The sequence below is a fragment of the Streptomyces sp. NPDC050287 genome, assembly GCF_044459385.1.
Classification (GTDB): domain Bacteria; phylum Actinomycetota; class Actinomycetes; order Streptomycetales; family Streptomycetaceae; genus Streptomyces.
The window spans coordinates 1-22,227 of sequence record NZ_JBITIY010000034.1 but is presented as its reverse complement, the minus strand read 5'-3'; the positions used below and the strand labels follow the sequence as shown (position 1 = coordinate 22,227).

18 protein-coding genes and 7 pseudogenes are annotated in these 22,227 nt (G+C 69.2%); 13 read left to right on the top strand and 12 right to left on the bottom strand.

What is annotated here, in order from left to right; all coding sequences use genetic code 11:
• Window positions 1–386: 386 nt before the first annotated feature.
• Window positions 387–1,484 (top strand): serine hydrolase domain-containing protein, encoded by a 1,098-nt coding sequence (locus ACIBK3_RS46330; RefSeq protein WP_399374658.1) that lies wholly within the window; start codon window positions 387–389, stop codon window positions 1,482–1,484.
• A gap of 278 nt (window positions 1,485–1,762) precedes the next feature.
• On the opposite strand, the gene ACIBK3_RS46325 is transcribed toward ACIBK3_RS46330, so the two are convergent.
• Entirely contained in the window at window positions 1,763–2,140 is a 378-nt protein-coding gene (locus ACIBK3_RS46325; RefSeq protein ID WP_399374656.1) for a beta/gamma crystallin domain-containing protein, read from the bottom strand.
• A 132-nt stretch (window positions 2,141–2,272) separates the two neighbouring features.
• Here ACIBK3_RS46325 and ACIBK3_RS46320 point away from each other — a divergent pair.
• Window positions 2,273–2,421, top strand: a pseudogene (locus tag ACIBK3_RS46320) (IS5/IS1182 family transposase); the annotation flags it as partial.
• Here ACIBK3_RS46320 and ACIBK3_RS46315 read toward each other — a convergent pair.
• Together ACIBK3_RS46315 and ACIBK3_RS46310 are read right to left on the bottom strand one after the other, a co-directional pair.
• Window positions 2,422–2,985 (bottom strand): annotated as a pseudogene (locus tag ACIBK3_RS46315) (transposase family protein); the annotation flags it as partial. It abuts the pseudogene before it with no gap.
• 64 nt (window positions 2,986–3,049) lie between these two features.
• On the bottom strand, window positions 3,050–3,988 hold the full coding sequence (locus ACIBK3_RS46310) for an alpha/beta fold hydrolase (RefSeq protein WP_399374654.1): 939 nt from the start codon (window positions 3,986–3,988) through the stop codon (window positions 3,050–3,052).
• Between the two features lie 214 nt (window positions 3,989–4,202).
• On the opposite strand from ACIBK3_RS46310, the gene ACIBK3_RS46305 reads away from it, so the two are divergent.
• Window positions 4,203–4,787, top strand: a complete 585-nt coding sequence (locus ACIBK3_RS46305; RefSeq protein WP_399374652.1) for a TetR/AcrR family transcriptional regulator — start codon at window positions 4,203–4,205, stop codon at window positions 4,785–4,787.
• A gap of 978 nt (window positions 4,788–5,765) precedes the next feature.
• Here the strand turns inward: ACIBK3_RS46305 and ACIBK3_RS46300 are convergent.
• Window positions 5,766–6,596 carry a helix-turn-helix transcriptional regulator gene (locus tag ACIBK3_RS46300; protein ID WP_399374650.1) on the bottom strand — a complete coding sequence of 277 codons (831 nt, stop codon included), beginning with the start codon at window positions 6,594–6,596 and terminating at the stop codon, window positions 5,766–5,768.
• 103 nt (window positions 6,597–6,699) lie between these two features.
• Between ACIBK3_RS46300 and ACIBK3_RS46295 the strand changes: the two genes are divergently transcribed.
• The 4 genes from ACIBK3_RS46295 to ACIBK3_RS46280 all read left to right on the top strand — a co-directional run bounded on the left by ACIBK3_RS46295 (window position 6,700) and on the right by ACIBK3_RS46280 (window position 8,548).
• Window positions 6,700–6,987: an NAD(P)-binding domain-containing protein gene (locus ACIBK3_RS46295; protein ID WP_399374649.1), complete on the top strand. Its 288-nt coding sequence runs from the start codon at window positions 6,700–6,702 to the stop codon at window positions 6,985–6,987.
• Window positions 6,912–7,229 carry a hypothetical protein gene (locus ACIBK3_RS46290; RefSeq protein ID WP_399374647.1) on the top strand — a complete coding sequence of 106 codons (318 nt, stop codon included), beginning with the start codon at window positions 6,912–6,914 and terminating at the stop codon, window positions 7,227–7,229. Before ACIBK3_RS46295 ends, ACIBK3_RS46290 begins: the two co-directional genes overlap by 76 nt.
• Window positions 7,226–7,645, top strand: a complete 420-nt coding sequence (locus tag ACIBK3_RS46285) for a hypothetical protein (RefSeq protein ID WP_399374646.1) — start codon at window positions 7,226–7,228, stop codon at window positions 7,643–7,645. Before ACIBK3_RS46290 ends, ACIBK3_RS46285 begins: the two co-directional genes overlap by 4 nt.
• 123 nt (window positions 7,646–7,768) lie before the next feature.
• Window positions 7,769–8,548, top strand: coding sequence for an SDR family NAD(P)-dependent oxidoreductase (locus ACIBK3_RS46280; RefSeq protein WP_399374644.1), 780 nt, complete (start codon window positions 7,769–7,771; stop codon window positions 8,546–8,548).
• 323 nt (window positions 8,549–8,871) lie between these two features.
• Here the strand turns inward: ACIBK3_RS46280 and ACIBK3_RS46275 are convergent.
• The 5 genes and pseudogenes from ACIBK3_RS46275 to ACIBK3_RS46255 all read right to left on the bottom strand — a co-directional run bounded on the left by ACIBK3_RS46275 (window position 8,872) and on the right by ACIBK3_RS46255 (window position 14,940).
• Window positions 8,872–11,085: pseudogene (locus ACIBK3_RS46275) on the bottom strand (xanthine dehydrogenase family protein molybdopterin-binding subunit).
• A pseudogene (locus ACIBK3_RS46270) lies at window positions 11,082–12,062 on the bottom strand (FAD binding domain-containing protein). Before ACIBK3_RS46270 ends, ACIBK3_RS46275 begins: the two co-directional pseudogenes overlap by 4 nt.
• On the bottom strand, window positions 12,062–12,652 hold the full coding sequence (locus ACIBK3_RS46265; protein WP_399374642.1) for a (2Fe-2S)-binding protein: 591 nt from the start codon (window positions 12,650–12,652) through the stop codon (window positions 12,062–12,064). Before ACIBK3_RS46265 ends, ACIBK3_RS46270 begins: the two are co-directional and overlap by 1 nt.
• A gap of 614 nt (window positions 12,653–13,266) precedes the next feature.
• On the bottom strand, window positions 13,267–13,629 hold the full coding sequence (locus ACIBK3_RS46260; protein ID WP_399374641.1) for a hypothetical protein: 363 nt from the start codon (window positions 13,627–13,629) through the stop codon (window positions 13,267–13,269).
• Between the two features lie 117 nt (window positions 13,630–13,746).
• Window positions 13,747–14,940 carry an MFS transporter gene (locus ACIBK3_RS46255; protein WP_399374640.1) on the bottom strand — a complete coding sequence of 398 codons (1,194 nt, stop codon included), beginning with the start codon at window positions 14,938–14,940 and terminating at the stop codon, window positions 13,747–13,749.
• A gap of 103 nt (window positions 14,941–15,043) precedes the next feature.
• On the opposite strand from ACIBK3_RS46255, the gene ACIBK3_RS46250 reads away from it, so the two are divergent.
• The 5 genes and pseudogenes from ACIBK3_RS46250 to ACIBK3_RS46230 all read left to right on the top strand — a co-directional run bounded on the left by ACIBK3_RS46250 (window position 15,044) and on the right by ACIBK3_RS46230 (window position 19,625).
• On the top strand, window positions 15,044–15,676 hold the full coding sequence (locus ACIBK3_RS46250) for a TetR/AcrR family transcriptional regulator (protein ID WP_399374638.1): 633 nt from the start codon (window positions 15,044–15,046) through the stop codon (window positions 15,674–15,676).
• A 161-nt stretch (window positions 15,677–15,837) separates the two neighbouring features.
• The gene (locus tag ACIBK3_RS46245; RefSeq protein ID WP_399374636.1) at window positions 15,838–16,785 is read left to right on the top strand and encodes an alpha/beta fold hydrolase; all 948 of its coding nucleotides are present in this window, start codon (window positions 15,838–15,840) and stop codon (window positions 16,783–16,785) included.
• A gap of 93 nt (window positions 16,786–16,878) precedes the next feature.
• Window positions 16,879–17,187: pseudogene (locus ACIBK3_RS46240) on the top strand (hypothetical protein); the annotation flags it as partial.
• 306 nt (window positions 17,188–17,493) lie between these two features.
• Window positions 17,494–19,389: an N-acetylmuramoyl-L-alanine amidase gene (locus ACIBK3_RS46235; RefSeq protein WP_399374660.1), complete on the top strand. Its 1,896-nt coding sequence runs from the start codon at window positions 17,494–17,496 to the stop codon at window positions 19,387–19,389.
• Window positions 19,390–19,421: 32 nt separating this feature from the next.
• The gene (locus tag ACIBK3_RS46230; protein ID WP_399374635.1) at window positions 19,422–19,625 is read left to right on the top strand and encodes an MEKHLA domain-containing protein; all 204 of its coding nucleotides are present in this window, start codon (window positions 19,422–19,424) and stop codon (window positions 19,623–19,625) included.
• Window positions 19,626–19,725: 100 nt separating this feature from the next.
• On the opposite strand, the pseudogene ACIBK3_RS46225 reads toward ACIBK3_RS46230, so the two are convergent.
• The 3 genes and pseudogenes from ACIBK3_RS46225 to ACIBK3_RS46215 form a co-directional block, all read right to left on the bottom strand.
• Window positions 19,726–19,869 (bottom strand): annotated as a pseudogene (locus tag ACIBK3_RS46225) (cupin domain-containing protein); the annotation flags it as partial.
• A 50-nt stretch (window positions 19,870–19,919) separates the two neighbouring features.
• Window positions 19,920–20,141: pseudogene (locus tag ACIBK3_RS46220) on the bottom strand (transcriptional regulator); the annotation flags it as partial.
• A 400-nt stretch (window positions 20,142–20,541) separates the two neighbouring features.
• Window positions 20,542–21,147: a TetR/AcrR family transcriptional regulator gene (locus ACIBK3_RS46215; protein WP_399374633.1), complete on the bottom strand. Its 606-nt coding sequence runs from the start codon at window positions 21,145–21,147 to the stop codon at window positions 20,542–20,544.
• Between the two features lie 104 nt (window positions 21,148–21,251).
• On the opposite strand from ACIBK3_RS46215, the gene ACIBK3_RS46210 reads away from it, so the two are divergent.
• Window positions 21,252–21,941 carry a nitroreductase gene (locus ACIBK3_RS46210; protein ID WP_399374632.1) on the top strand — a complete coding sequence of 230 codons (690 nt, stop codon included), beginning with the start codon at window positions 21,252–21,254 and terminating at the stop codon, window positions 21,939–21,941.
• Window positions 21,942–22,227 lie beyond the last annotated feature (286 nt).

Here is a 22,227-nt window from a genome sequence, read left to right as displayed (position 1 = left end):
GAGAACTGGGCAGCCACTCACTCGGAGCCACAAACGGCAGGTCACCATCAGCTACACCCAGTCCTCCCGGACCACCACCATTCTTAAGGGGTCACCATGCTCATCATCACCCGCGAGGGTGACCGCCGCTGCAAACTTACCGGGGGTTGTCCCCACTGCCGTTCCGGATGATCGCCCCATCGCATCGGCCGGCACCGCTCGGGCATCGTGAACCGGCGGCGAGAGGGCGGGCGTGAAGAGTCCTCCGCAGCAGCGATCTTGCCACGACGACGGAGGATGGACACGTGATCAAGCACAAGCGCGCACTGGGTGGGGCACTCACACTGGCCGTGGCAGTCGGTGTGATGGGAAGCAGCCTGCCGAGTAACGCCGCTACCGCGGCGACCATGGCCAAAACCAGCAACGCACCATCCACCCACACTGCCGACGGCACTCAGCTGCGCGCGCTCATGCACCGGCTGACCACAGCGGACGGTGCGCCCGGAGCACTCGTCGCGACGCGGGACAGACGCGGCAGCGCGGTGCTGACCAGCGGCGTCGCGGATGTGGACAGCCAGGCGCCGGTGCGCGGCGACAGCAGGTTCCGGATCGGCAGCATGACCAAGCCCTTCGTGGCCACGGTCGTGCTCCAGCTGGTGGGAGAGCACCGCGTCGATCTCGACGCCCCGGTGGAGCACTACCTGCCCGGCGTCGTCCGCGGCCACGGAAACGACGGCCGGGTGATCACGGTCCGTATGCTCCTCCAGCACACCAGCGGCCTGCCCGACTACCTCGAATACCTCAACCCGCAGGACATCCTCAAGGACCCGCTGGCCCACCACTACACCCGCGACCTGGTGAACCTCGCGCTCGCCCACCCGCCGACCTTTGAGAAGCCCGGCTCCGAGTGGCACTACTCCAACACCAACTACCTGCTGGCGGGCATGCTCATCGAGAAGGTGACCGGACACTCGTATGGCGAGGAGATCCGTCGGCGCATCATCGAGCCGCTCGGCCTGCACGATACGTCCGTGCCAGGCGACGCCACGTCGATCCCCGGACCGCACCCGCGCGGGTACGTACGCACAGGCGAGGACGCGCCGCTCATGGACATCACCGCATTCAACCCCTCCATCGCGGGCGCGTCCGGCGAGATGATCTCCAGCGGCAGCGACCTCATCCGCTTCCTGGGCGCCCTCGTTCGCGGCAAGCTGCTGCCCCCGACCCAGCTCACGGCGATGATGAAGACCCGGTCGACCGGCAGTGACGACGGCCGGGAGTACGGCCTGGGCCTGGAGAGCCGGACGCTGCCCTGCGGCGGCCTCTACTGGGGCCACGGCGGCGACATCTTTGGCTACCAGACCGCGGGCGGCGCCACAGCCGACGGCAGGCAGGCGACGGTCATGACGAACGTCGACCCGGGTGGAAGGGACGCGCAGGACGACGACATCGAAGCCGCCGTCCAGACGGGGCTGTGCGAGGGGCGACCCGCACACTCCCAGTAGCGGTTCGGCGCCGCTTTCGCCGCCTCCGCCATCATCGTCCTCCTTCGCCGGGCACGCGGCGTCGTCCCTGGCATGAAGAGAGCCGGGCTCCCGTGATCGGTGCCGCCCGCCGTGGCGACGGGCGGCCGGTCGTCACCGGGCCTGGGGAATGCCGCTCGGCGGCAACGATGCGCTGATGACTCCGGTGGCAGCCCATCCTCGGCCACACCCGGCGCGCGGTCCGGGACCAGCCGCACCGCCCGGCCCACTATGACCAGCCACTTCAAGATGGCGCACGCTCAGTAGATGGTGATCTGCTCGATCTTGTGAACCTTGCCGCTGGGGGCACCGGAGGCGCGGCCGAGGTCGAAGGCCATGAACTTGGGGAGTCGGCCCGAGTCGTACTGTGGGCCGCCCAGGACCGTGCGGTACTTGATGCTCACCTCGTTGTTGCCAGTGTCCATCCATCCCACACCGTAAATGGCGACGTTGACGGTGCCGGCGTTGGCGAAGCAGGGATTGGTGCCGTCGGACTCGAAGTAGAGGAAGTCCGCCAAGGCATCACAGTCCACGCGGTTGATGGCGTGGGCGGGGAGAGCGGTCGCGACGGTGGTCGCCAGCGATGCGACGGCCACCCCGGCGAGCTGGAGGGCACGGCGACGGATGGGGGGTCTCATCAAGGACTCCTCTGATTCTCGTCAGTTCCGCGTGACGCGGTTCGAGGAGTGAGACGAGCCGGCAGCCCAACAGGTTGTCAAGCAAAAGCAAAGTCACGAAGAGCGCCCTCAAGGACAAAGCACGCACATACCGGATCCTCCGTCCTCGCCGACCGCGCCTGCATGGGAGCCCTCCGGGTGCGACCCCTGTCAGACGCCCGCCGGGCCGCGACCTCACACCAACCCGGCGGACCGTCAACCGCACGCTCTCCGCGGCGCGGGCACCGGTGGAACGAGGCGTGGTCCACGGGGGCTCTGATGTGGGCCAGTGCGCGGTTGACGGTGCGCTGTGTGGGGGTGAGTTCGCCGCCGGGTGGTCGTCTGGGCCCGGTGGTGACCCAGGGGCCGGCGCCCTGGTAAGTGCGGTCGGCCGGCACGGGTACGCCCTGCCGCTCGCAGATCCCGATGAGCCGGTGGGTGCGGGCCGCTGTCAGGTCGTGCGTGCGGCCCGGCAGCGCGGGCGAGATCCACAGCACCTCGCCGGTGGGATCGGTGACGACCTGCGCGTTCACCCCATGGCGGCGATGCTTGGCCGAGTAGTCCGCGCGGCTGTCGCCGACGCGGTGGCATTCGGCGAGAGACCCGTCCACAAGGACGAAGTCAGGGTCGTTCTAGCGCAGGGTCTTCAGAAGGCCCGGAGCACGGTCGGCGAGCAGGCGGGCGACAGCCGTGACATAGGCGTGAGCGGTGCCGACGGATATCCCGTAGCCGGCCGCGATGCGCGCGAGGGTGTCGTGACGGCGCAGGTACACCAGGGCGACCAGCGCACGCTGGTGCGGCGGGAGCTTGCACCGCCGGTCACCCTCACAGGCTTCGTGGTCTGAGTTCGGCGCGGCCTTGGGCGGCGCGGTCGAGCAGGTTCGACGGGTGTCAGTCGTCGTCGGCGATAAAGTCTGTTATCGCGGCAGCGATAGCTTCGGGCTGCTCGTCGGGGATGAAGTGTCCAGCGTCGGGCACGACGATTCGGGTCGTGTTGTCGGCCCATGGGCTGATGGAGGCGGCCATGTCCGGAACGGAGCCGTGGCTGCTGGAGATTCCGAGGATGGGCACGGTCAGGCGCCGCCCCTTGAGCGCCTCGCGGTTCTTGCGCGCTGACTCCGCGGCGTCTCGGTAGTACGCGAGGGAAGCGCGCAGGCCGCCGTCGACGGCGACGGCCGCCGCGTAGTGGTCGAGCTCGGCGTCCTCGAACGTGTCGGGAGACAGGGCCTTCACCTTCAGGAACCAGCCGACGTACTCGCGTTCGCGGCCGGCGAGCAGCGTCTCGGGCAGGTCCGGCACGACGTGGAACGCGAAATGCCAGGTCTTCCACGCTCGATCCGGGTCGGTGGGAATCGCCTCCGGGAGACTGATACCGGGAATTCCGGCGTCGAGCAGAGCGACCCCGCGCAGGTGGCTCTCGAAGTTGAGGGCGAGGGAAAAAGCGACCCAGGCGCCGATGTCGTGGGCGACCAGGGAGTAAGTCGACACTCCGAGAGCCTTCACGGCAGTGTGGACGTGCGCGGCGACCGTGTGCGTGTCGTAGCTGCGCTCCGGACGCTCGGAGTGGCCCTGACCCGGCAGGTCGATCGCGATGACGTGGAACCGGTGGGCGAGGCCGGGCATCACCTTTCGCCAGGCCCACCAGGTTTGCGGGAATCCGGCGAGCAGGACGATGGCCGGGCCGCTCGGCCGTCCGCCTTCCACGGCATGAAGGCGGACGCCGTCTGCGTCAACCCAGCGGTGAGTGAATCCGGCCAGATGCTGCAGGGGCAGGTCGCGGATGGGGTTGCTTTCGGGGACATGGGGAGTGCTGGTTGCTGGGCCGGTCACCGGGATCCTCCGTCGGTGTCAGGTGTGCGGTTGGGAAGATGTAGCTGACGGCGTGGCTGGGACCACGTGGCGTGTTTCTCGCGCGGTCGCGAAGTGCGCGGTATGCCTGGCCATGATCACGCTTGAAGGCTAACACATCTTGAACTGACTAGTTCAAGATAGGATGGTGCGCGACACGGTCCGAACCATCGACGCATCGGCAAGGAAGTTCCGCGTGGCAGGCAAGAAGCAGTTCGACATGGACACGGCGCTCAACGCCGCGATGATCCAGTTCTGGCGCGACGGCTACGCCGACACCTCACTGGACGATTTGTCTCGGGCAACCGGCCTGAACCGCAGTTCCATCTACTCCTCCCTCGGCGACAAGGACACGCTCTTCCTGCGCTGCCTGGATCTCTACGTCGCCCGCTATGGCGGGAAGTACGACGCCGCCCTATCGTGTGCGGCCTCGGAACCCGTTGCCGCTGTTCGTGCGTTCTTCGACGTCACCCTCGAGCGCATCGCCGATCCCGAACTACCTGATGGATGCCTGATCGCACAGTCAGCCATGGCAATTCCAGTGCTGAGTCCAAGTGTCGCAGCGCACGCCAAGCAGGCGCTCGGCTTCCAGCGCCAGCGCCTGCGCGCCGCGCTGAAGGCCGGCCGACTGACCGACCAGGACGCCGAGGCCTTCGCTGTACACGCGGCGGCTGTGAACCAGTCGCTCGCCGTCATGAGCAGGGCCGGGGCGAGCCCCGCGCAGCTCCTGGCTATCGTGGGCGTGACCGTTGCCGCGCTGTCGCGGGCGCTGCGCGCGTAACGAATGCGATACGGCCGTCGGACTCGCAGCCTGGTACGCACAGTCATTTGGAGTTCGAGCTGTGCGCGGTAGTGGTGCCAACGGGCTCGGCCTGGTGGCGTCGTCGCCAATCGGACCAGGCCTGGTGGAACGCGGTCCGGGGCCTGTTGTATTCGGCGTGTGATCACGGTGAGAAGGCGCTGGATCTCGGGGACGGTCAGCGCGGCCATGCCGCAGTCGACCGGCGCCTTCTGGTCGGCATCGGGCAGGGCAGGTGCGGGGTGGGTGGCTTTGGCCGGGGCCGATGCGACGACCAGCGGCGCGTAGGCGGCGAGCGCGGTGTGCCGCTTCCAGGCCCGGTAGCCGCGCGCCTGGGTGGGTGTGGCCGAGGCCGACCGCCTGTTTCGCGTCCTGGAAGTCGTCTTCGATCGCCCACCGAGTGCCGGCGACCCTGACCAGATCGGTCAGGGAGCAGACGTAGTGGTCGGGGACGTAGGCGATGTAGTAGGCCAGTTCTCCCATGCTGATCGAGCGGCGGATGAGCAGGTGGTGGCGCGGTGAGGCTGTGGCGTTCCACGCCCAGTCGTCCAGGCGCGGTCCCTTCGAGCCATTTCCGGCCGAGCGCCGGTTCCACCCGTGCGGCTCGACCAGGCCTACCGTCGCATCGGCGCGCATCTTCTGGTGCCCGGAGCTCGTGATCTGGAAGTCGCGGCCGATGGCGAAGACGTAGCCGATTCCGCGCTGCTCGAACACCGCGCGCAGCTCGCTGCTTCGCCCGTAGACCTCGTCGCCGGTGGCCCAGGCGGGTTCCAGTCCGGCGTCCAGGTCGCGCACGGCCTGGTCTCGGGCAATCTGCCCCCTCGTGAGGCCCGAGGAAGCCGGCGCTACACCCTCGACTGCGGAGAGCCGGTTTCGGTTCAATCGGGCTTCAGATTCCGCATCGCCAGGCGCTCGGCCTGCCTTCGAGGCCCGGCCGATGCCCGGAGGCTCCCGGGGCGGTTACCCGACGAGGGACTGCGTCCCTATGACATTCAGGAGCGCCAGGCGGTTGGCGTCCTCGGTGCCGGGCTGGGCGGTGTAGACCATGATGCGAAGATCGCTGCCTGCGACGCTGAGCACGTCGCAGTCCAGGGTCAGTGCGCCGACCTGGGGATGGTCGATGGTCTTGCGGGCGGCCTGGTGCTCGCCGACGGCGCCTGACTCCCAAAGGGCGTCGAACTCGGCGCTGCGGCAGCGTAGTTCGGCGATGAGGGACTTGAGGTTCGGGTCGTCGGGGTAGCGACCGGCGGTGCGGCGCAGGTCGGCAACGTGCGCCACCTGCAGGGCGCCCCTGGATTCGGGGGTGTGGCGCACGCGACTTCGGGGGTTGACGAAGTTGCGCCAGACCGCGTTGAGATCATCGCCGTGCCATTCGCCCATGAGTGCCGTGTAGAGGGGGTTGGCGAGCAGCTGGGTCCAGGCGGCGTCGAAGACGGCGACGGGTGTACCGGTCAGGCGGTCCAGCATGCGGTGGACGCCAGGGGTGATGTGCTGCGGGACCGTGCCGGGGCCGGGCGGGACGAGGCCAGCCAGACGAAAGAGGTGGGCTCGCTCGTCCTGAGTGAGTCGCAGAGCGCGGGCCAAGGCCCCGACGACCTGGTGTGAAGGGCTGGCGGCTCGTCCTTGTTCCAGCCGGATGATGTAGTCGGCGGAGATGCCGGCCAGCTGGGACAGTTCCTCACGGCGCAGACCGGCGGCGCGCCTGCGTCCGCCCGCGGGCAAGCCGACGGCCTGGGGCGAGACCCGGTCCCGCCAGTGGCGCAGGGTTGCGCCGAGTTCTGTGGTCGCCATGCCCTTGATTGTGGCAAGAGAGGCGTTTGCCTGTCGTGGTACCGCCATTCCCAGGAAAACGGGTCTACTACCTAACCAGGCATTTCCCGCTGACCGTGGAGACATGAAACCAACGCGAACTCCCGCACGACCCGTCGTGGGGTTCATCGGACTGGGTGACCAGGGCCTGCCCATGGCCACCGCGATCGCCGAAGCAGGATTCCCCCTGCACGCCTGGGCCCGGCGTCCCGCATCCCTGGACGGCCTGGGCAAGGTCCCCCACCAGCGGCACGACACGGCCGGGGAGCTGGCTGCCGCCTGCGACATCGTCTGCCTGTGCGTGCGCACCGACGCCGACGTCCTGCCGCTCCCGCCGCGATCGGGGAGATCGTCGAACTGGCCGCCGAGCTGAAGCTGGACGCCGGCCGGCTGGCGGAGCTCCTCAAGCTGGGCAGTGCCGCCAGCGCGGCGTTGTCCCTGCTGAACACCATGGTACGGCCCGACAACGTGGATCATCTCTCCGCCGTGGAAGCACTGGACATGGAGCTGTTCGACCAGGCCATGCGCGAGGCCGGAATCGACTCCTCCGCCGTCACCGCCCGTGGCCTGGCCGGCGCCCGCGGGCTCGCCCAGTTGCTGCACCTCAACGCATGAACGACGACTCGATCGTCCAGATGAGCTGGTTCACCGGAAGCGGCGCTGACTTCGTCCGCCAGACCCGCGCCATGGCCGGGCGCGGCGACTACGCGGTGCGCCGGCTCAGCCCGCCCGCCGTCCGCATCGACGGTGACCGGGCTCTGGTCGAGCTGCCGCTGGTCATCGAGTGGCGCATCAACATCGACGAAGTGGAGGCGGACCTGGCCTCCGCCTGCCGCTCCCAGTGCCGCGCCCAGCGCGGCACCGACGGACTGTGGCGCATCGCGCGGACCACCTCGGTCTACGAGAAGGACACTTTCGTCCCGGTCCTGCCAGGTACTCGGCTCGCCGTCGACCCGGCCGAACTGACCGGCTACCGGCCGTCCTACGGTTCCTGGCCGGTACCTGAACCGCAAGCGCCGCACCGTCGGTGATCACCACCTCGGTGACGACCAGCCCGACGCCGTCACCGCGCAGTACAGCGCCGAACACACGTGGCTCCACCAGAGCCCCATCACCCCGGCCACATCGGCCGACCCCCGAAAGGAACACCACTCATGAGCAAGCTCGCCCTAGTCACCGGCGCCACCTCCGGCATCGGTAAGGCATTCGCCGAGCGCCTCGCCGCGGACGGCTACAACCTGATTGTCGTCGGCCGGAACAAGGACCGCCTCGAGGAGTTCGCCGCCGCCCACCTCGACGTCACGGTCCGCACCGTCGCCGCCGACCTGTCCACCGACGTCGGCATCGACACCGTCGCCGAGATCTGCGCCAGTGAGCCGCTGACGATGCTCGTCAACAACGCGGGCGTCGCCCACTACATGCCACTGGCCGAACTGCCAGCCGACAAGGCCCGCGAACTCGTCCACGTCAAGGTGGTCGCACCCACCATGCTCACCCGCGCCGCCGTCGCCGGCATGCAGGAACGCGGCGAAGGGAAGATCATCAACGTCGCCGGGATGATCGCTTTCAGCGGCCCGGCCGACCAGTCCGTCATGCCTCGCCGCGCCGTTTACGCCGGTTCGCTGGCCCACCTCGTGGCCATGTCGCAGACCCTCAGCGCCGAACTGGAGGACACCGGCGTCCAGGTCCAGGTGCTGTGCCCTGGCGTCGTCGCCACCGAGTTCCACTCCCGTCAGGGCCTCGACATGAGCGTCGTGCCGCGCATGAGCGCCGAGGACGTTGTCACCGCCGGGCTGCGCGGCCTCCAACTCGGCGAGGTAGTCTGCGCCCCCGGCGTCGAGGACGCCGGGCTCCTCGACGCGGTCTTCAAGGCTGACCTCGCCGCCTTCGGCGGCCAGAGCCCTGAACTCGCCTCCCGCTACCGGGCCGGCTGACCGCGACTCCGGTCGTCCGGCACCGGCCAGACGGCCGGTGCCGGGGAAGTCCGGGGCTCCGTCAGAGATCTTGTGGTGCCAACTCGTTCAGACCGGCCGCGGCCGGGTCGGGGCGTGCCCCAGTTCCAGGCACAATGATGGTCTCGAGAGTGCGTCCCGCTTCAGGGCAACGGCAACCTCGTGGAGCATTGAACCGTGCGCGGCATCCGCGCGTTCCGTCCGGGAAGCAGGCAGCCGGTCCGTGGCCGGGTGGCGCCTGGGCGGCCGGCGTCGCCCACCAGGTGGGCGACCCGGTGACCTACGACGGCCCGAGCGGTGGGTGATTACCCGAGCAGCGACTCCGGCGTGATGGGCAGCTCGCGGACCCTACGGCCCGTGGCGTTGAACACCGCGTTGGCGATGGCGGGGGCCACTCCGACGATGACGATCTCGCCGATGCCCTTCACTCCGAGCTGGCCGACCTTGGTGTCGACGCTGTCGACGTAGACGCCGCGGATGTCGGGGACATCGGCGTTGACGGGGACGAGGTAGTCGGCGAAGTTGGCGTTGACGATCCGGCCGTCGCGGTGGTCGGTGACGGTGCGTTCCAGCAGGGCCTGGCCGATGCCGCCGATCATGCCGCCGATCGCCTGGCTTTCGGCGAGCCGGGGGTTGATGATCCGGCCCGCGTCGAAGACCCCGACCATGCGCCGGACCCTCACCATCCCCAGTCGGGCGTCGACGCCGACCTCGGCGAAGATCGCGGCGTAGTTGTACATGGAGAAGTCTTTCTCCTCCGGCGCCGTGTACGTCCCGATCTGCTCCAGGTGGGAGCGGTTGTTGCGGGCCAGGAGCTGCCGGTAGGTCTCGCCGCGGGTGGGGTCGTTGCGCAGCTGCATCCGTCCGCCGCGCACGATGACGTCGGCGGCGGCGACACCGTACAGCGGCGACCGCTCGTCGCCGAGCGCCATCGTGACGGCCCGCTCGCGGAGCTGGTCGCAGGCCGACTGTACGGCGGCGCCGACGCTGGTCATGGTCCACGCCACGGCCTGCACGGGCGCGGGTGGCATGGTGGTGTCGCCGAGCCGGAAGTCCACGGCGCGCATGTCCAGGCCCAGCGCGTCGGCGGCGACCTGCGTCATGGAGGTGTAGGTGCCGGGGCCGATGTCGCTGGTCGCGGACCGCAGTACGGCGGAGCCGTCGGCGTTGAGCCTGGCGTGGGCCTGGGCGTGCATCCGCTCGGTGGCGTAGACACCGGTGGCCATGCCCATCCCGACCAGCCAGTCGCCGTCCCGGGTGGAGCGCGGCCGGGGGTTGCGCCGGTGCCAGCCGAACTCGCGGGCGCCGATGGTGCAGCAGTCGCGAAGCCGCCGGGTGGAGAACGGCTGCCCGGTCTCCGGGTCCTCGCTCGGCTCGTTGCGCAGGCGCAGTTCGATCGGGTCGATGCCCAGTTCGTGCGCGAGTTCGTCCATCCCGCACTCGATGGCGTAGGTACTGGTGCCCCAGCCGGGACCGCGCATCCACGTGGGTGTGCCGAAGTCGAGGGGCACCAACTGGTAGGCCGTACGGACATGGGGCGTGGCGTACAGCACCCGCGCCGGCGTCACGGCGTCCTCGGAGTGGAACTCGTAGCGGGACGATTCGCCCCTGACCTCGTGGACCATGGCGCTCACGCGCCCGCGCCGGTCACTGCCCAGGCGTGCCTTGTACTCGTACGCGGGCCGGAAACCGGTCGCGAAGAACTGCTGTCGGCGGGTCAGCACCAGCTTCACCGGACGGCGCACGTGGCGTGCGGCCAGCGCCGCGATGACGGAGTGCACCCAGGTCCGGCCGCCGCTGCCGAAGGCGCCGCCGACGAAGGGTGACAGGCACCGTACCGAGTCCTTGGGGATGTCGAAGACCGCGGCGAGTTCGTTGCGCGAGTCGGCCACCCACTAGGTCTTGTCCCACACGGTGAGCTTGCCGCCGTCACAGCGGGCGATGATGGAGTGCGTCTCCATCGGGTTGTGGTGGTTGCGGGACATCCGGAAGGTCAGGTCCAGCTGGACGTCCGCGGCGGCCAGCGCCGCGTCTGCGTCGCCGCGCGCATAGGTCTCGGGTTCGCGGGCGGGTGCGGAGGCGAGGTCGTATTCGGGCCGCTCGGCGTGATAGCCGACCCGCACCAGCCGCGCGGCGTGGCGGGCCGCCTCCAGCGTGGTGGCCACCACCACGGCCACCGGCTGGCCGAAGAACCGCACTCGGTCGTCCTGGAGGGCGCGCAGCCGCTCGCCTTCCGGGTTGATGGAGTCGGGGAAGGGGTTGTCGCGGTAGGGCAGCCGGGGTGCGTTGCGGTGGTCGACGACCGCCAGCACGCCGGGCACCCCCTGAGCGGCCTCGGTGTCGATGCCGGTGACGCGGCCCCGGCCGATGGAGCTTTCGACGAGGACGGCGTGCGCGATCCCGCCGATGCCCTCGCTCGCAGCGTGATCGGCGGCGAACCTCGCCCGGCCGGTCACCTTCAGCCGTCCGTCCACGCGGGACTTGGGCCTGCCGACGGAGATTTCTGGCTGCGGGCTCACTCGGTGCCTCCCACGATACGCAGCTGACGTTCCACGGTGCGCTGGAGCAAAGCGACCTTGAACTCGTTGTGTGCCAGCGGCCGGGCTCCCTCCACCGACCGCTCCGCCGCCTCGGCCCACAGCCGGGACGAGGGACGTCGGCCGATGAGCCGACGCTCCACCGCGGGCAGCTTCCACGGCACGGTGCCGACACCGCCCGCGGCGACCTTCGCCTCCCGGATGACCCCGTCCCGGACGTGCAGCGCGACGGCCGCCTAGGTGAGCGCGAACTCGTAGCTCTGCCGGTCGCGCACCTTCAGGTACCCGGACTTCAGCGGGCGCGGGTGAGCGGGAATCTCGACGGCGGTGATCAGCTCGCCCGGCCGGATGCCGTGTTCCCGGTCCGGAGTGTTGCCCGGCCGCAGGATGAACTCGCTGAAGGGCACCTTCCGTTCCCCTTCGGGGCCGCGCAGACGCACGGTCGCCTCCAGCGCGGCGAACGCCACGGAGACGTCCGACGGGTGGGCGCACACGCAGCTGTCCGAGGTGCCGAGGATCGCGTGCGTACGGTTGTACCCGTCCAGAGCGGCACATCCCGAACCGGGCTCCCGCTTGTTGCAGGCGGCGGTCACGTCCCGGAAGTACGGGCACCTGGTGCGCTGCATGATGTTGCCGCCGATGGTGGCCATGTTGCGCAGTTGCGCGGAGGCGCTCGCCTCCAGCGCTTCGGCGATGACCGGGAACGCCGTGCGCACGTCCCGGTGGGCGGCGGCATCGGCCATCCGCGCCAGGGCGCCGATCCGCAGTCCGCCGCCCTGGGTGCTGCCGATCTCGCGCAGCGGCAGGGCGGCGATGTCGACGAGTACGTCGGGGCGTTCGACGGTCTCCCGCATCAGGTCGACGAGGGTGGTGCCACCGGCGATGTACCGCCCGCCCCGCTCCCCCGCCCTCACCGCGTCCCGGATGGTGGAGACCTTGGTGTACGAGCAGGGAAACATCAGCGCCCCTTGCTTCCGTGCGCGGCGGTCTGTTCGACCGCCTTGACGATCTTCGGATAGCAGCCGCAGCGGCAGAGGTTGCCGCTCATCCACTCCCGGATCTCCTCGGGGGACTCGGTGTGACCCTCGCGTATGCAGCCGACGCCGGACATGATCTGGCCCGGGGTGCGGTAGCCGCACTGGAACGCGTCCTGATCGATGAACGCCTGTTGCAGCGGGTGGAGTTCGCCGTCCTGCTCCGGAGCGAGTCCTTCGATGGTGACGACGTCGGCGTCCTGGAGCCGCACCGCGAGCGTCAGGCACGAGTTGGCCCGACGGCCGTCCACCAGCACCGTGCAGGCACCGCAGGCTCCGGCGTCACAGCCCTTCTTCGTTCCGGGCAGTTCCAGGTGTTCGCGCAGCAGGTCCAGCAGCGAGGTGCGGTTGTCGACGGTGACGGAGACGGGTGTGCTGTTGACTCTCAGCGAGAGGTTCCCGGTGATCTCTTCTTCGGCCTCGGCGCCGACCGCCGGGGCTGCCGCGAGGCCGGCGACGGTGCCGCCTACGGCGACACCGGCCACGGCTTGAACTTGCGCCGGGTCAGCGTCCATGACGCAAGCCCTGAGAAAGCGGAACCGGAAGGAGCGTCAGAAGCATCGACCGGTACGGGTGACGGAGGAGGGGAAGGAGCAGGGGACCCAGCGGATTCGGACGGTTCCGGAGACATACGACCTCTTTTCGTTTCGCTCTACGCGCACTTCGCAAGCTCGGAAACCCTCTTCCTCGCCGTTCGTGGACCTCGCCCAGGAGCTGTACCTCGGCAGGCTCAAGACACCCGGCACCTACAGCGACGACACCGCCGAGGCGGTCGTCCTCTTCTGCGGACGCCTCCTCCAACTGCTCCTGCGAACCGGCCCTGCGCACCTGCCGCCTCGGCATCGCCGAAGCGGAACGGCTCCCCGAGGCGTCCGCCCAGTACCACGGCACGATGTTCGACACCTCACGCGAGCGTCTGGCATCGTTCCTCACCCAGCACTACCGACTCCCGGAATCCACCAGCGCCGACCTCACCAGCCAACTACTCGGCCGCATCCTGTACCCCGGCTGTTCCGCGCCCTGCTCGGCGTCGAACCGCCCCTCGACGAGGCGTCCGACGAATCGACCCTCACCACCGACATCGACTTCGCCCCAATCAGACGTGCCGTCGCACGCACATCCTCGCCGCCTACCGGGAGGAGGAGGCGGCACTGCCGGTGGACTTGGTGCGGGCCGGCCGGGGCGAGCAGACACCCGCGCTGCGCGACGGCCGGGCGGGCATCGCACTGGTGCCGATGCACGCCCGCTCGAAAAGCCACTGCTCGGCCTGTCGCAGCGTCCACTTGTTCTCTTCGGTCAGCGTGAAGTACGAGGCGTACCCGAAGTAGAACCAGAGGATGTCGGTGGCTGCGGGGACGTCCAGGCCCTGCTTGAGCGCGTCGATCTCTTCGAGCCGCCGCGCCCGTCGGGCCGGATCAGCGCCGCCGTGACCGGCGGACCACGCGGGTCCGCCGGTCACGGCGAGCACGGGAGCGTTCCGGCGCGACGGCACCCGGCATCCTCAGGTGACACGCGCCGACGAAGGGGACGTTGACCGACGGGGGCGACCGACGCGCTGGTGGAGGCCGGCTGTCTCGTTGCGTGCAGCCGGCCTGCCCACCCCCTCCCGTCACCTGTTGGAGGGGAAGGCCGCGCGTCGGCCACAGCCGACGATGACGAGGGCGAGGAGCGGGAGAACGATCAGCGCTGCGGGCAGCATCCGGGCACCGACGCCCTGGATGACAACGGCACCGAGGGCGCCGCCCGCGAAGATAGCGAGGTTGAAGGAGGTGGTGAGCATCGCGTTCGCCACATCGGCGTTCTCACCGGTGGCCTCGCTCATCGCCGTTTGCAGGTGTGTCGCCGCGCCTCCGAAGGCGATGCCCCACAGGACGATCGCGAGGAGCGCGCCGGCGAGGGAGTCCTGGGCGGCCAGGAGTACTGCTCCGACGACGACGAAGAGGGCCACGCTCGCCAGCGTGAGCCTGCGCAGCGCACGGTCGATGAACAGACCGGTGATCCAGATGCCGACGAGAGCGGCGAGACCGAAGACGACGAGCGCCAGGTCCGGCCGCAGCGCGAGGTGTGCTTCGCGCAGGTAAGGCGCGATGTAGGTGTAGAGCAGGTTGTGCGCGAGCATCCACGTGAGGACGACGACGAGGATGGTCGCCACGCCGGGAAGCCGCAGCACCTTGGTGAGCGGCACGCGCGTCTGCGCGCGCTGCCCCGCGGCGTCGGGAACGAGGATGCGGGCGGCTGCCATCACGAGTGCGGCCAGCACTGACATCGCGGCGAAGGACCACCGCCAGCCGACTGCGCTGCCGAGCCAGGAGCCCAGGGGCGTTCCGACGGAGAGGGCCACGGGAGTCCCGGCCATGGCGACGGCCAGGGCCCGCCCGGCGTGCTCGGGTGCCGCGATGCGGCGCGCGTATCCGGCGAGCATGCCCCAGAGCAGGCCGGAGAAGGCGCCCGCCACGAACCGGGCCGTCAGTGCGACCGCGAGGGACGGTGCCAGGGCGGTGACGGCATTGGCCACCAGGAACCCGCACAGGCCCGCCAGCAGGAGCGGTCGCCGCCGGCTTCCGCGGGTCAGCGCCGCCGCGGGGATCGCCGCGAGCACCGTGCCGAGCGCATAGGCGCTCACCAGTTGGCCCGCGCCGCCCTCAGAGACCTGCAGTCCAGCGGCCAGTTGGGGCAGCAGGCCGGCCGGCAGCGTCTCCGTCATGATCACGAGGAACCCGGTGCAGGCCATCACGGCCAGCGCCGGCAGGGGGAAGTCCGTGCGGGCTCGGGTGGGGGGCGGGGCGGGAGGTGCCGTAGCCACGAGGAATCTCCTTCACTAATTACGGATTGATCGATCCGATTTGACTCCGGCAGGCCGAGGGTGTCAAATCGGATCAGTCAATCCGCAATTGGAGGAGGTTGCCGTGCCACCCGCCGGCCGTCCCCGCACCTTTGACGAGGAACTCGTACTCGAAGCGGCGATGCTGCTGTTCTGGCGACAGGGCTACGAGGCGACCTCGCTGGCCCAGCTGCGCGAGGCCACAGGGCTGTCGTCCGCGAGCCTGTATGGAGCCTTCGGCTCGAAGGAAGGACTGTTCACCCGCGCCGTCGAGCACTACGTCGCCGGGCCGGGCAGCGTGACCGACGTCATCGCGGACGAGGCGCTGAGCCCGCGGGAGGCGATCGCACGTCTGCTGCACGGATCGATCGACATGCAGACCGACCCCTCCCACCCCCGCGGTTGCCTCGTGGCTCTGTCAGGCACGGTGGAGGCGCACGGAACCGAACACGCAGGCGTACGGGAAGTCGTCGCGGCACGCCGCGCGACCGACCGCGCGCGCATCGCCGCCACCGTCACCCGCGGCGTCACCTCGGGTGAACTCGCCGAGGACACCGACGTGGACGCCGTCACCGCCATGATCCACGGTTTCCTGCTCGGCATCTCCACCCAGGTCTGCGACGGCATCCCCGCACAGCGGCTGCACGCCGCCGCGGACGCCCTGCTCGCGTACTGGGACGCGCCGAGACGGAACACGTCCGGTCTCCGACCTGCCTGACCACGGACGACGGTCAGCGCCGGGACCGCACCACGGCGGGCGGCGGCGTTCCCCCGCACCCCACCGCTCGGCCCTGGCCGATCCTCGCCGTACCCCTTCTCCCGACTCCCGCGTCACCGACCTATGCCAAGCGGGCTCTTGAAAGGAAACACCTGCTCACCATGACCACCGCAGAGCTTCCCACGGCACGGCCGACCGGCTTCGGCACCGTCACCGGCACACCCGGCCTGCCCGCCGAGTTCGACTCGGTCTTCTCCAGCCAGTACATCGACGTGGGCTCGGTACGCCTGCACACCGTCACCGGAGGACAGGGACCGGCCCTGTTGCTGATCGGCGGCTGGCCGCAGTTCTGGTACCAGTGGCGCCGCGTCATGCTGCCGCTCGCCGAGCACTACACGGTCGTCGTCGCCGACCCGCGGGGCACCGGCCTTTCCGACAAACCGCACACCGGGTACGACTCCGCGACCTGCGCCCAGGACTTCCACCGGCTGATGAACCTGCTCGGCCACGACCGGTTCGCCGTCGTCGGCCACGACATCGGCATGTGGACCGCCTACGCCATGGCGGCGGACGCGCCGGGCCCCATCCAGCGGATGGCACTCGTGGACGCGATCATCCCCGGCATCTCGCCCTCTCCCCCGCTGCTGAGCGACCGGCGCACGAGCGACTTTCTGTGGCACTTCAACTTCAACCGGGCCGGCGACATCAACGAACAGCTCGTCCAGGGCCGCGAACACCTCTACTTCGGGCACCAATTCGCCACCAAGGCGGCCACTCCTACCGCGATCCCGGCTTCCGCGGTGGACGTGTACATCCAGGCGATGCGCCTGCCCGGAGCACTGCGGGCCAGCTTCGAGTACTACCGCGCCATCGACGAAACCATGACGCAGAGCGCCCTGCGCAAGAAGAACAAGCTCACCATCCCCGTGCTGGCCGTCGCCGGCGATGCCCTGGGCGGAGAGAACATGGCGAACGAAGTCCGCTCCCTGGCCGACGACGTGAGCAGCATCGTCATCCCCGACTGCGGCCACTTCGTACCGGAAGAAGCCCCCGAGGACTTCCTCAACGCTCTGCTGCCGTTCCTGCAGCCCTACCGTGCCGGTCTCTGATTGACGGCGTCACGCACGGACGGGCGTGGCGGCGGCCCCGCTACCCCAGCAACGCCCAACGTCCGCAAGGGCGTGTTCGAGTTGGAGCCGGCGAGGAACCTCCGCCCGCCCCGATTTGCCTTCCCTTTCCAGGTCCTGGCAGCCGTCCTTCACCTGAGGGTCGCCCTGGCCGCGGAGCCCCTCGCAGTGCTGTTCGACAGCAGTCGGACCGCCATGCACCGCACCCTGCTGAAGATCAGGAGACCGCTCAAGGCGCACAACATCGTCATCCCTTCGGCGGCCACCCCGCCCTCCGCCCTCACAGCCCTCCAGGCTCGGGGTCGAGGTGAGCGGTCGGGCACCCTGGGGCGGACGGGGTATCGAAGGGATGGCCACTCCTCCCATATACCGAGCCATACTTGACCTGCCCGGAAACAAGTGATCGGGCAATCGTGCTTGTACCGCCACCTCCTGACGGACCGACTGACCGTCACCGGGGCACTCAGGACGGCCTGCGAGGCTGGTGAGCATCCCGTAGCATCTCGATGCGGCGGCCGCGAGAAAGCGTTGGGGCAAGGTGGTTGCCCAGAGGCAACGCCGGTAGCAGCAGAGTCCACCGCCGGTTTCCATCAAGCATCGGTCCCTGTACAGGGCCGAGTCCATCAAGCATCGGTCCCTGTTCCGGGGCCGAAGGAGAGCCACGTGTCACCTGCACACCGTCGGAAATGGATGCGCAAACCACTGCTGACGGCCGCTGCCGCCTTAGCCGTTGGGGGAGGGATCGCCGTTCCGTTCCTCGCCCAGGCCACCCCGGTGGATTCGGCGAACTCCGCTGTTCAGCGCGATTTCGCGGCTGCAGCCGCCGAGTTCGACGTTCCGCTGCCGGTCCTGCTGGGCGTGTCCCACCAGGAATCGCTGTGGGAAGGACACGAGGGGGAGCACAACACCGACGGTGGCTACGGTTTGATGAACCTCACCGACGTCACCTCCTCGATGCTCGCCGGAGGCGGGGCCGGTGCTGCCGGGCGTCACGAACTCGCGCAGCTCGCCGCCGACCCCGCCCGTCACACCCTCACCAGGGCAGCCAAGCTGGTCGACGCCTCTCCCGCTGAGCTGCGTACCGACGACCGGGAGAACATCCGGGGCGGTGCCGCACTGCTGGCCTCGTATCAGAGGGCTCTGACCGGTGGCACCTCGACGGATCCCGCCGACTGGTACGGAGCCGTGGCCAAGTACAGCCAGTCCACGGACCGGGCGGGAGCCAAGGCGTTCGCGGACCGCGTCTTCGCCACCGTGAAGAAGGGCGCCACCCGTACGGCCGAGGACGGCCAGCGGGTCACGCTCGCCGCCTCGCCGACAGTGAAGGCCGACACCGCCCAGCTCAACGACCTGAAGCTGACGGCGAGCACCACCGACACGGAGTGCCCCTCCACCGTGCAGTGCACCTTCGTGCCGGCGGCCTCCACCACGTACCAGGTGGCCAACCGGCCCGACGACGGGATGAAGATCCGCTACATCGTCATCCACGACATCGAGGGCTCGTACGAGTCCGCGATCAGCACGTTCCAGAGCGGGTCCAGCGGTTCCTCGGCGAACTACGTGATGAAGTCGTCGACGGGCGAGGTCACGCAGATGGTGGCCGACAAGAATCTGTCGTTCCACGCCGGCAACTACTGGTTCAACATGCACTCCGTCGGCATCGAGCACGAGGGCTTCGCCTCCGAGGGCGCCACCTGGTACACCGAGGCGCAGTACCAGGCCACCGCCGACCTGGTGAAGTACCTGTCGGCCGAGTACGACATTCCGCTGGACCGGCAGCACATCATCGGCCACGACAACGTCCCCGGGCCGAAGAGCAGCCTGGCGTCGGGCATGCACTGGGATCCGGGACCTTACTGGGACTGGAACCACTTCATGCGGCTGCTCGGTGCTGACGACCCGAAAGGCCGGAGCAGCGGCGCCGTGAAGGTCGGCGAGGCCGTGACCATCACGCCGCGTTTCCGGACGAACCAGCAGACCGTCAAGGTCTGCACCGGCGCGGCGGAGTCGACCTGCACCAGCCAGACCGAGCCGTCGAACTTCCTCTACGTACGCACGGCCCCGAGCGACACCGCCCCCCTGTTCGCCGACCCCGCGATCCACACCACCGGCACCGGCACCGACCGGATCGAGGACTGGGGCAACACCATCAGCTCCGGCCAGCAGTTCGTCGTCGCCGACGTCAGCGGCGACTGGACGGCGATCTGGTTCAGCGGCGCCAAGGTCTGGTTCCACAACCCTGAGGGCTGCAACACCACCCCGGCCAAGGGCGTCACCATCCTGTCCGCCAAGGAAGGCACCACGTCTGCCCCGGTGTACGGGCAGGCCTACCCGGACGCCTCCGAGTACCCCTCGGACCTGTCCCCCTCCACCCAGGCACCGCTCAGCATGTACACAGTGCCGTCCGGGCAGGCCTACGTGGCCGACACGCCGCCGGTGTCCTCGGACGACTTCTTCTCCAAGGCCTCCGGCTCGCACCCCGCGGACACGCTCATCACCGGCAGCAAGACGTACTACACCGTCCAGTACAACCACCGGGTCGCCCTGTTGAACTCCGCCGACGTGGCGGCGTCCAACCAGAGCTGACCACCCGGAGTCTCCGAGGCGTGGGACACACGATGGGTCCGGACCGAAACACGGTCCGGACCCAACCCCGCCAGGCCAAGGCGTCTGTCCTCCGCCCCACCGGCTATCGGGGGATCCGGGTCGGCAAGAGCGGCAGGCCCTTCTGGATCGAGGACGTGACCATGTGGGACCTGATCGATGCCGACGGGACGATGCACGGTCAGGCCGCGGTGATCCGCTCCTGGTCCGACGCCTGACCGCCTCACACGTGTTCACCTCGCAACGCGCCCCCGTCGGTGTGTTCGGGAGCCGGGGGCGCGTCCCGGTCTCGTCGGTCGTTGATCAGGAGAGGCCCAGTTACTGGAAGTCGCAACCGGGGTTGGGAGCGTCTTCCGACAGCGGGTCGCCGTGGGGCAGGACGTACAGTACGTCCAGGACGACCGGGGTCGTACCGAGGTTGCGTCCTATGTGTACGTGGTCCGCACCGGACGGCTCGACGAGGCTGCTGCGGCGCTCTGTGACCGCTGGAGAGACCCGTGCGCGTCCTTCGTTCAGGTCGTCTGCCTGGCCGGCCTGTGCAGGGCCCGCACGGCAGGTGATCCGGGGTCGGCCGTGATGAGGACGACTTCCTGGTCGCCTTCGGGCACGAGCAGGACGTCGCGGTTCAACCGCGGCATGCCGGCTTCCGGGTGGTCCAGGGTCTTGCTGCGGTGCCCGGGAGTGTGGACCGGACATGTCTGCCAGGTCTGGCCGGAACCCTCGCTGTCGGCGTGCGGAAGCCACGTTGTTTCGACGGCGGGAGTCGATCGGGTCACCGTACGATGGCGCAGCGCTCTGGTCAGCCAGTTGGTCGGGCGGCACGCGCGGCGGGCCGACAGGCTGCCCGCCCGCTTCAGAAGCGACGCGTCCCGGCCTGTGCGAACTTCTGCCGGACCGGCCTCGTCGCCACTCTAGGGACATCAGTGCCGGGCACGCTTGTACCGCCGCGCCACCGCGATGGAGCATCAACGCCGTTCACCACCCTGTGCGTCGTGGCGGAACACGCACGTCGGCAGAACGGTCTCAGACGGTCACCGGACCTGAGACGGACTGTGGAAGGAGTCCTCGCCACTCCCCGGGGCGCTCCGAGGACCTCGGGGCCGTCGGTGGCACCCGTGCCGGACGCCATCCGGTTCAGGCGGGCGGCTGGGGTGTCGGCGTCATGGCCCTGTCGAGCAGGATTTCCGCGGCCGCGCGCGCGTGCCGGCCGTAGTCCGGCTGGTCCAGCACCATCGCCCGGCTGGCCGCACCGTCGGCGAGAGTGACCAGCTGCTCGGCGATCGTGGCGGGCTCGGCGGCGCCCAGCTCCGCCGTCAACTCCGTGACGAGCTGCGTCATCAGCATTTTCTGCTCCCGCGCGAAGGTGTGGATCGCGCTCCTGGGGTCGGGGAACTCGACCGCGGCATCGATGAACGGGCAGCCGCGCACCGGGGACTCGTCCGGCGACGGGAGGTCGAACAGCCTGAGAATCCGCTCCCGGGGGTCGAGATCCTCGCGGGTGAGCACACTCTCCAGGGTCCGTCCCGACGCAGCCAGGTCCCGCAAGTAGGCGATCACCAGATCGCTCTTGGCCGGGAAGTGCGCGTAGAGCGTGCGTTTGGACACCGGCGCGGCCTCCGCGACCTGCTCCATACCGGTTGCGTTGATGCCCTGCTTCGCGAACAGCACGGCGGCCGCGACCAGGATCCGTTCACGCCCGCCGCGCCCCCGGCGTTCGGTCTTCGCGCTTGTCGCGTCCATGAGTTGAGTATACGGACGCGTTTACTTCAGGAGGAACCGCTGGTACGGTCCAGCTCAAGTAAACGCGTCCGTATACTTCGAGACCGGGTCAGAGGAGTGTCACCATGAGCCCGTCCCACCCGACCGAGATGAGCAGCTACGCCGAGAAGCTGATCCGCGGCCGCCGCGCGACCCGCGCCTTCCGTCCCGACCCCATGCCCGAGGAGACCCTGCGCGCGGTCTTCGCACTCGCCGGTGCCGCGCCGTCCAACTCCAACACACAGCCGTGGCAGGTCGAGGTGGTGAGCGGGGCACTGCGAGACCGTCTGGCCGACGCGCTCCGGACGGCACACGCCGAGCAGCGCACATCAGTGGACTTCCCCTACCGCGAGGACATGTACTCGCCGACTCAGCAGCGCCGCCGCGCCGCGTTCGGCGCCGAGCTCTACGGCACGCTCGGCATCGGCCAGGACGACCATGCGGCCCGCGCGGCCTACGACGCCGAAAGCCTGAACTTCTACGGCGCCCCGCACGTCGCGTTCCTCTTCACGGCCGGGGACGCCGGGGCACGAACGGCCGCGGACGTCGGCATCTACGCCCAGACACTGCTGCTGTCGATGACCGCGTACGGCCTGGACAGCTGCCCGCAGGGACTGTTGAGCTTCTACGCCGACACCGTTCGCGGCGAACTCGGCGTCGACGGCGGGAAACTGCTCATGGGAATCTCCTTCGGCTACGCCGACGAGACCGCACCGGTCAACCACATCACAACCGGCCGGGCCGCCCTCGACGCGACCACGACCTTTCACTCCTAGCTGTGCCATCTCATGACATCGAGCCTCTTCAGCGTGACCACTGAACGGGTGATGGTGCTGTTGGGGCGAGGGACCGCAACGCTTGAGGCTCCCGTGCCGTTGAGGGAGGTGTTCGAAGTCTCAACCCACCGGCACAGGAGCCTCGTTGGTTCCTTGTCCTGCCGCACTCGACCTGCCTCACGCCTTGGTCGAGTGAGTCTCAATGATGGTGTCAAGCCGATTGAGTGACTGGTGGGGTAGGCGTGAAGTGCCTCTTGTCACGGAGCATGGCCCAGAGGACGTCGAC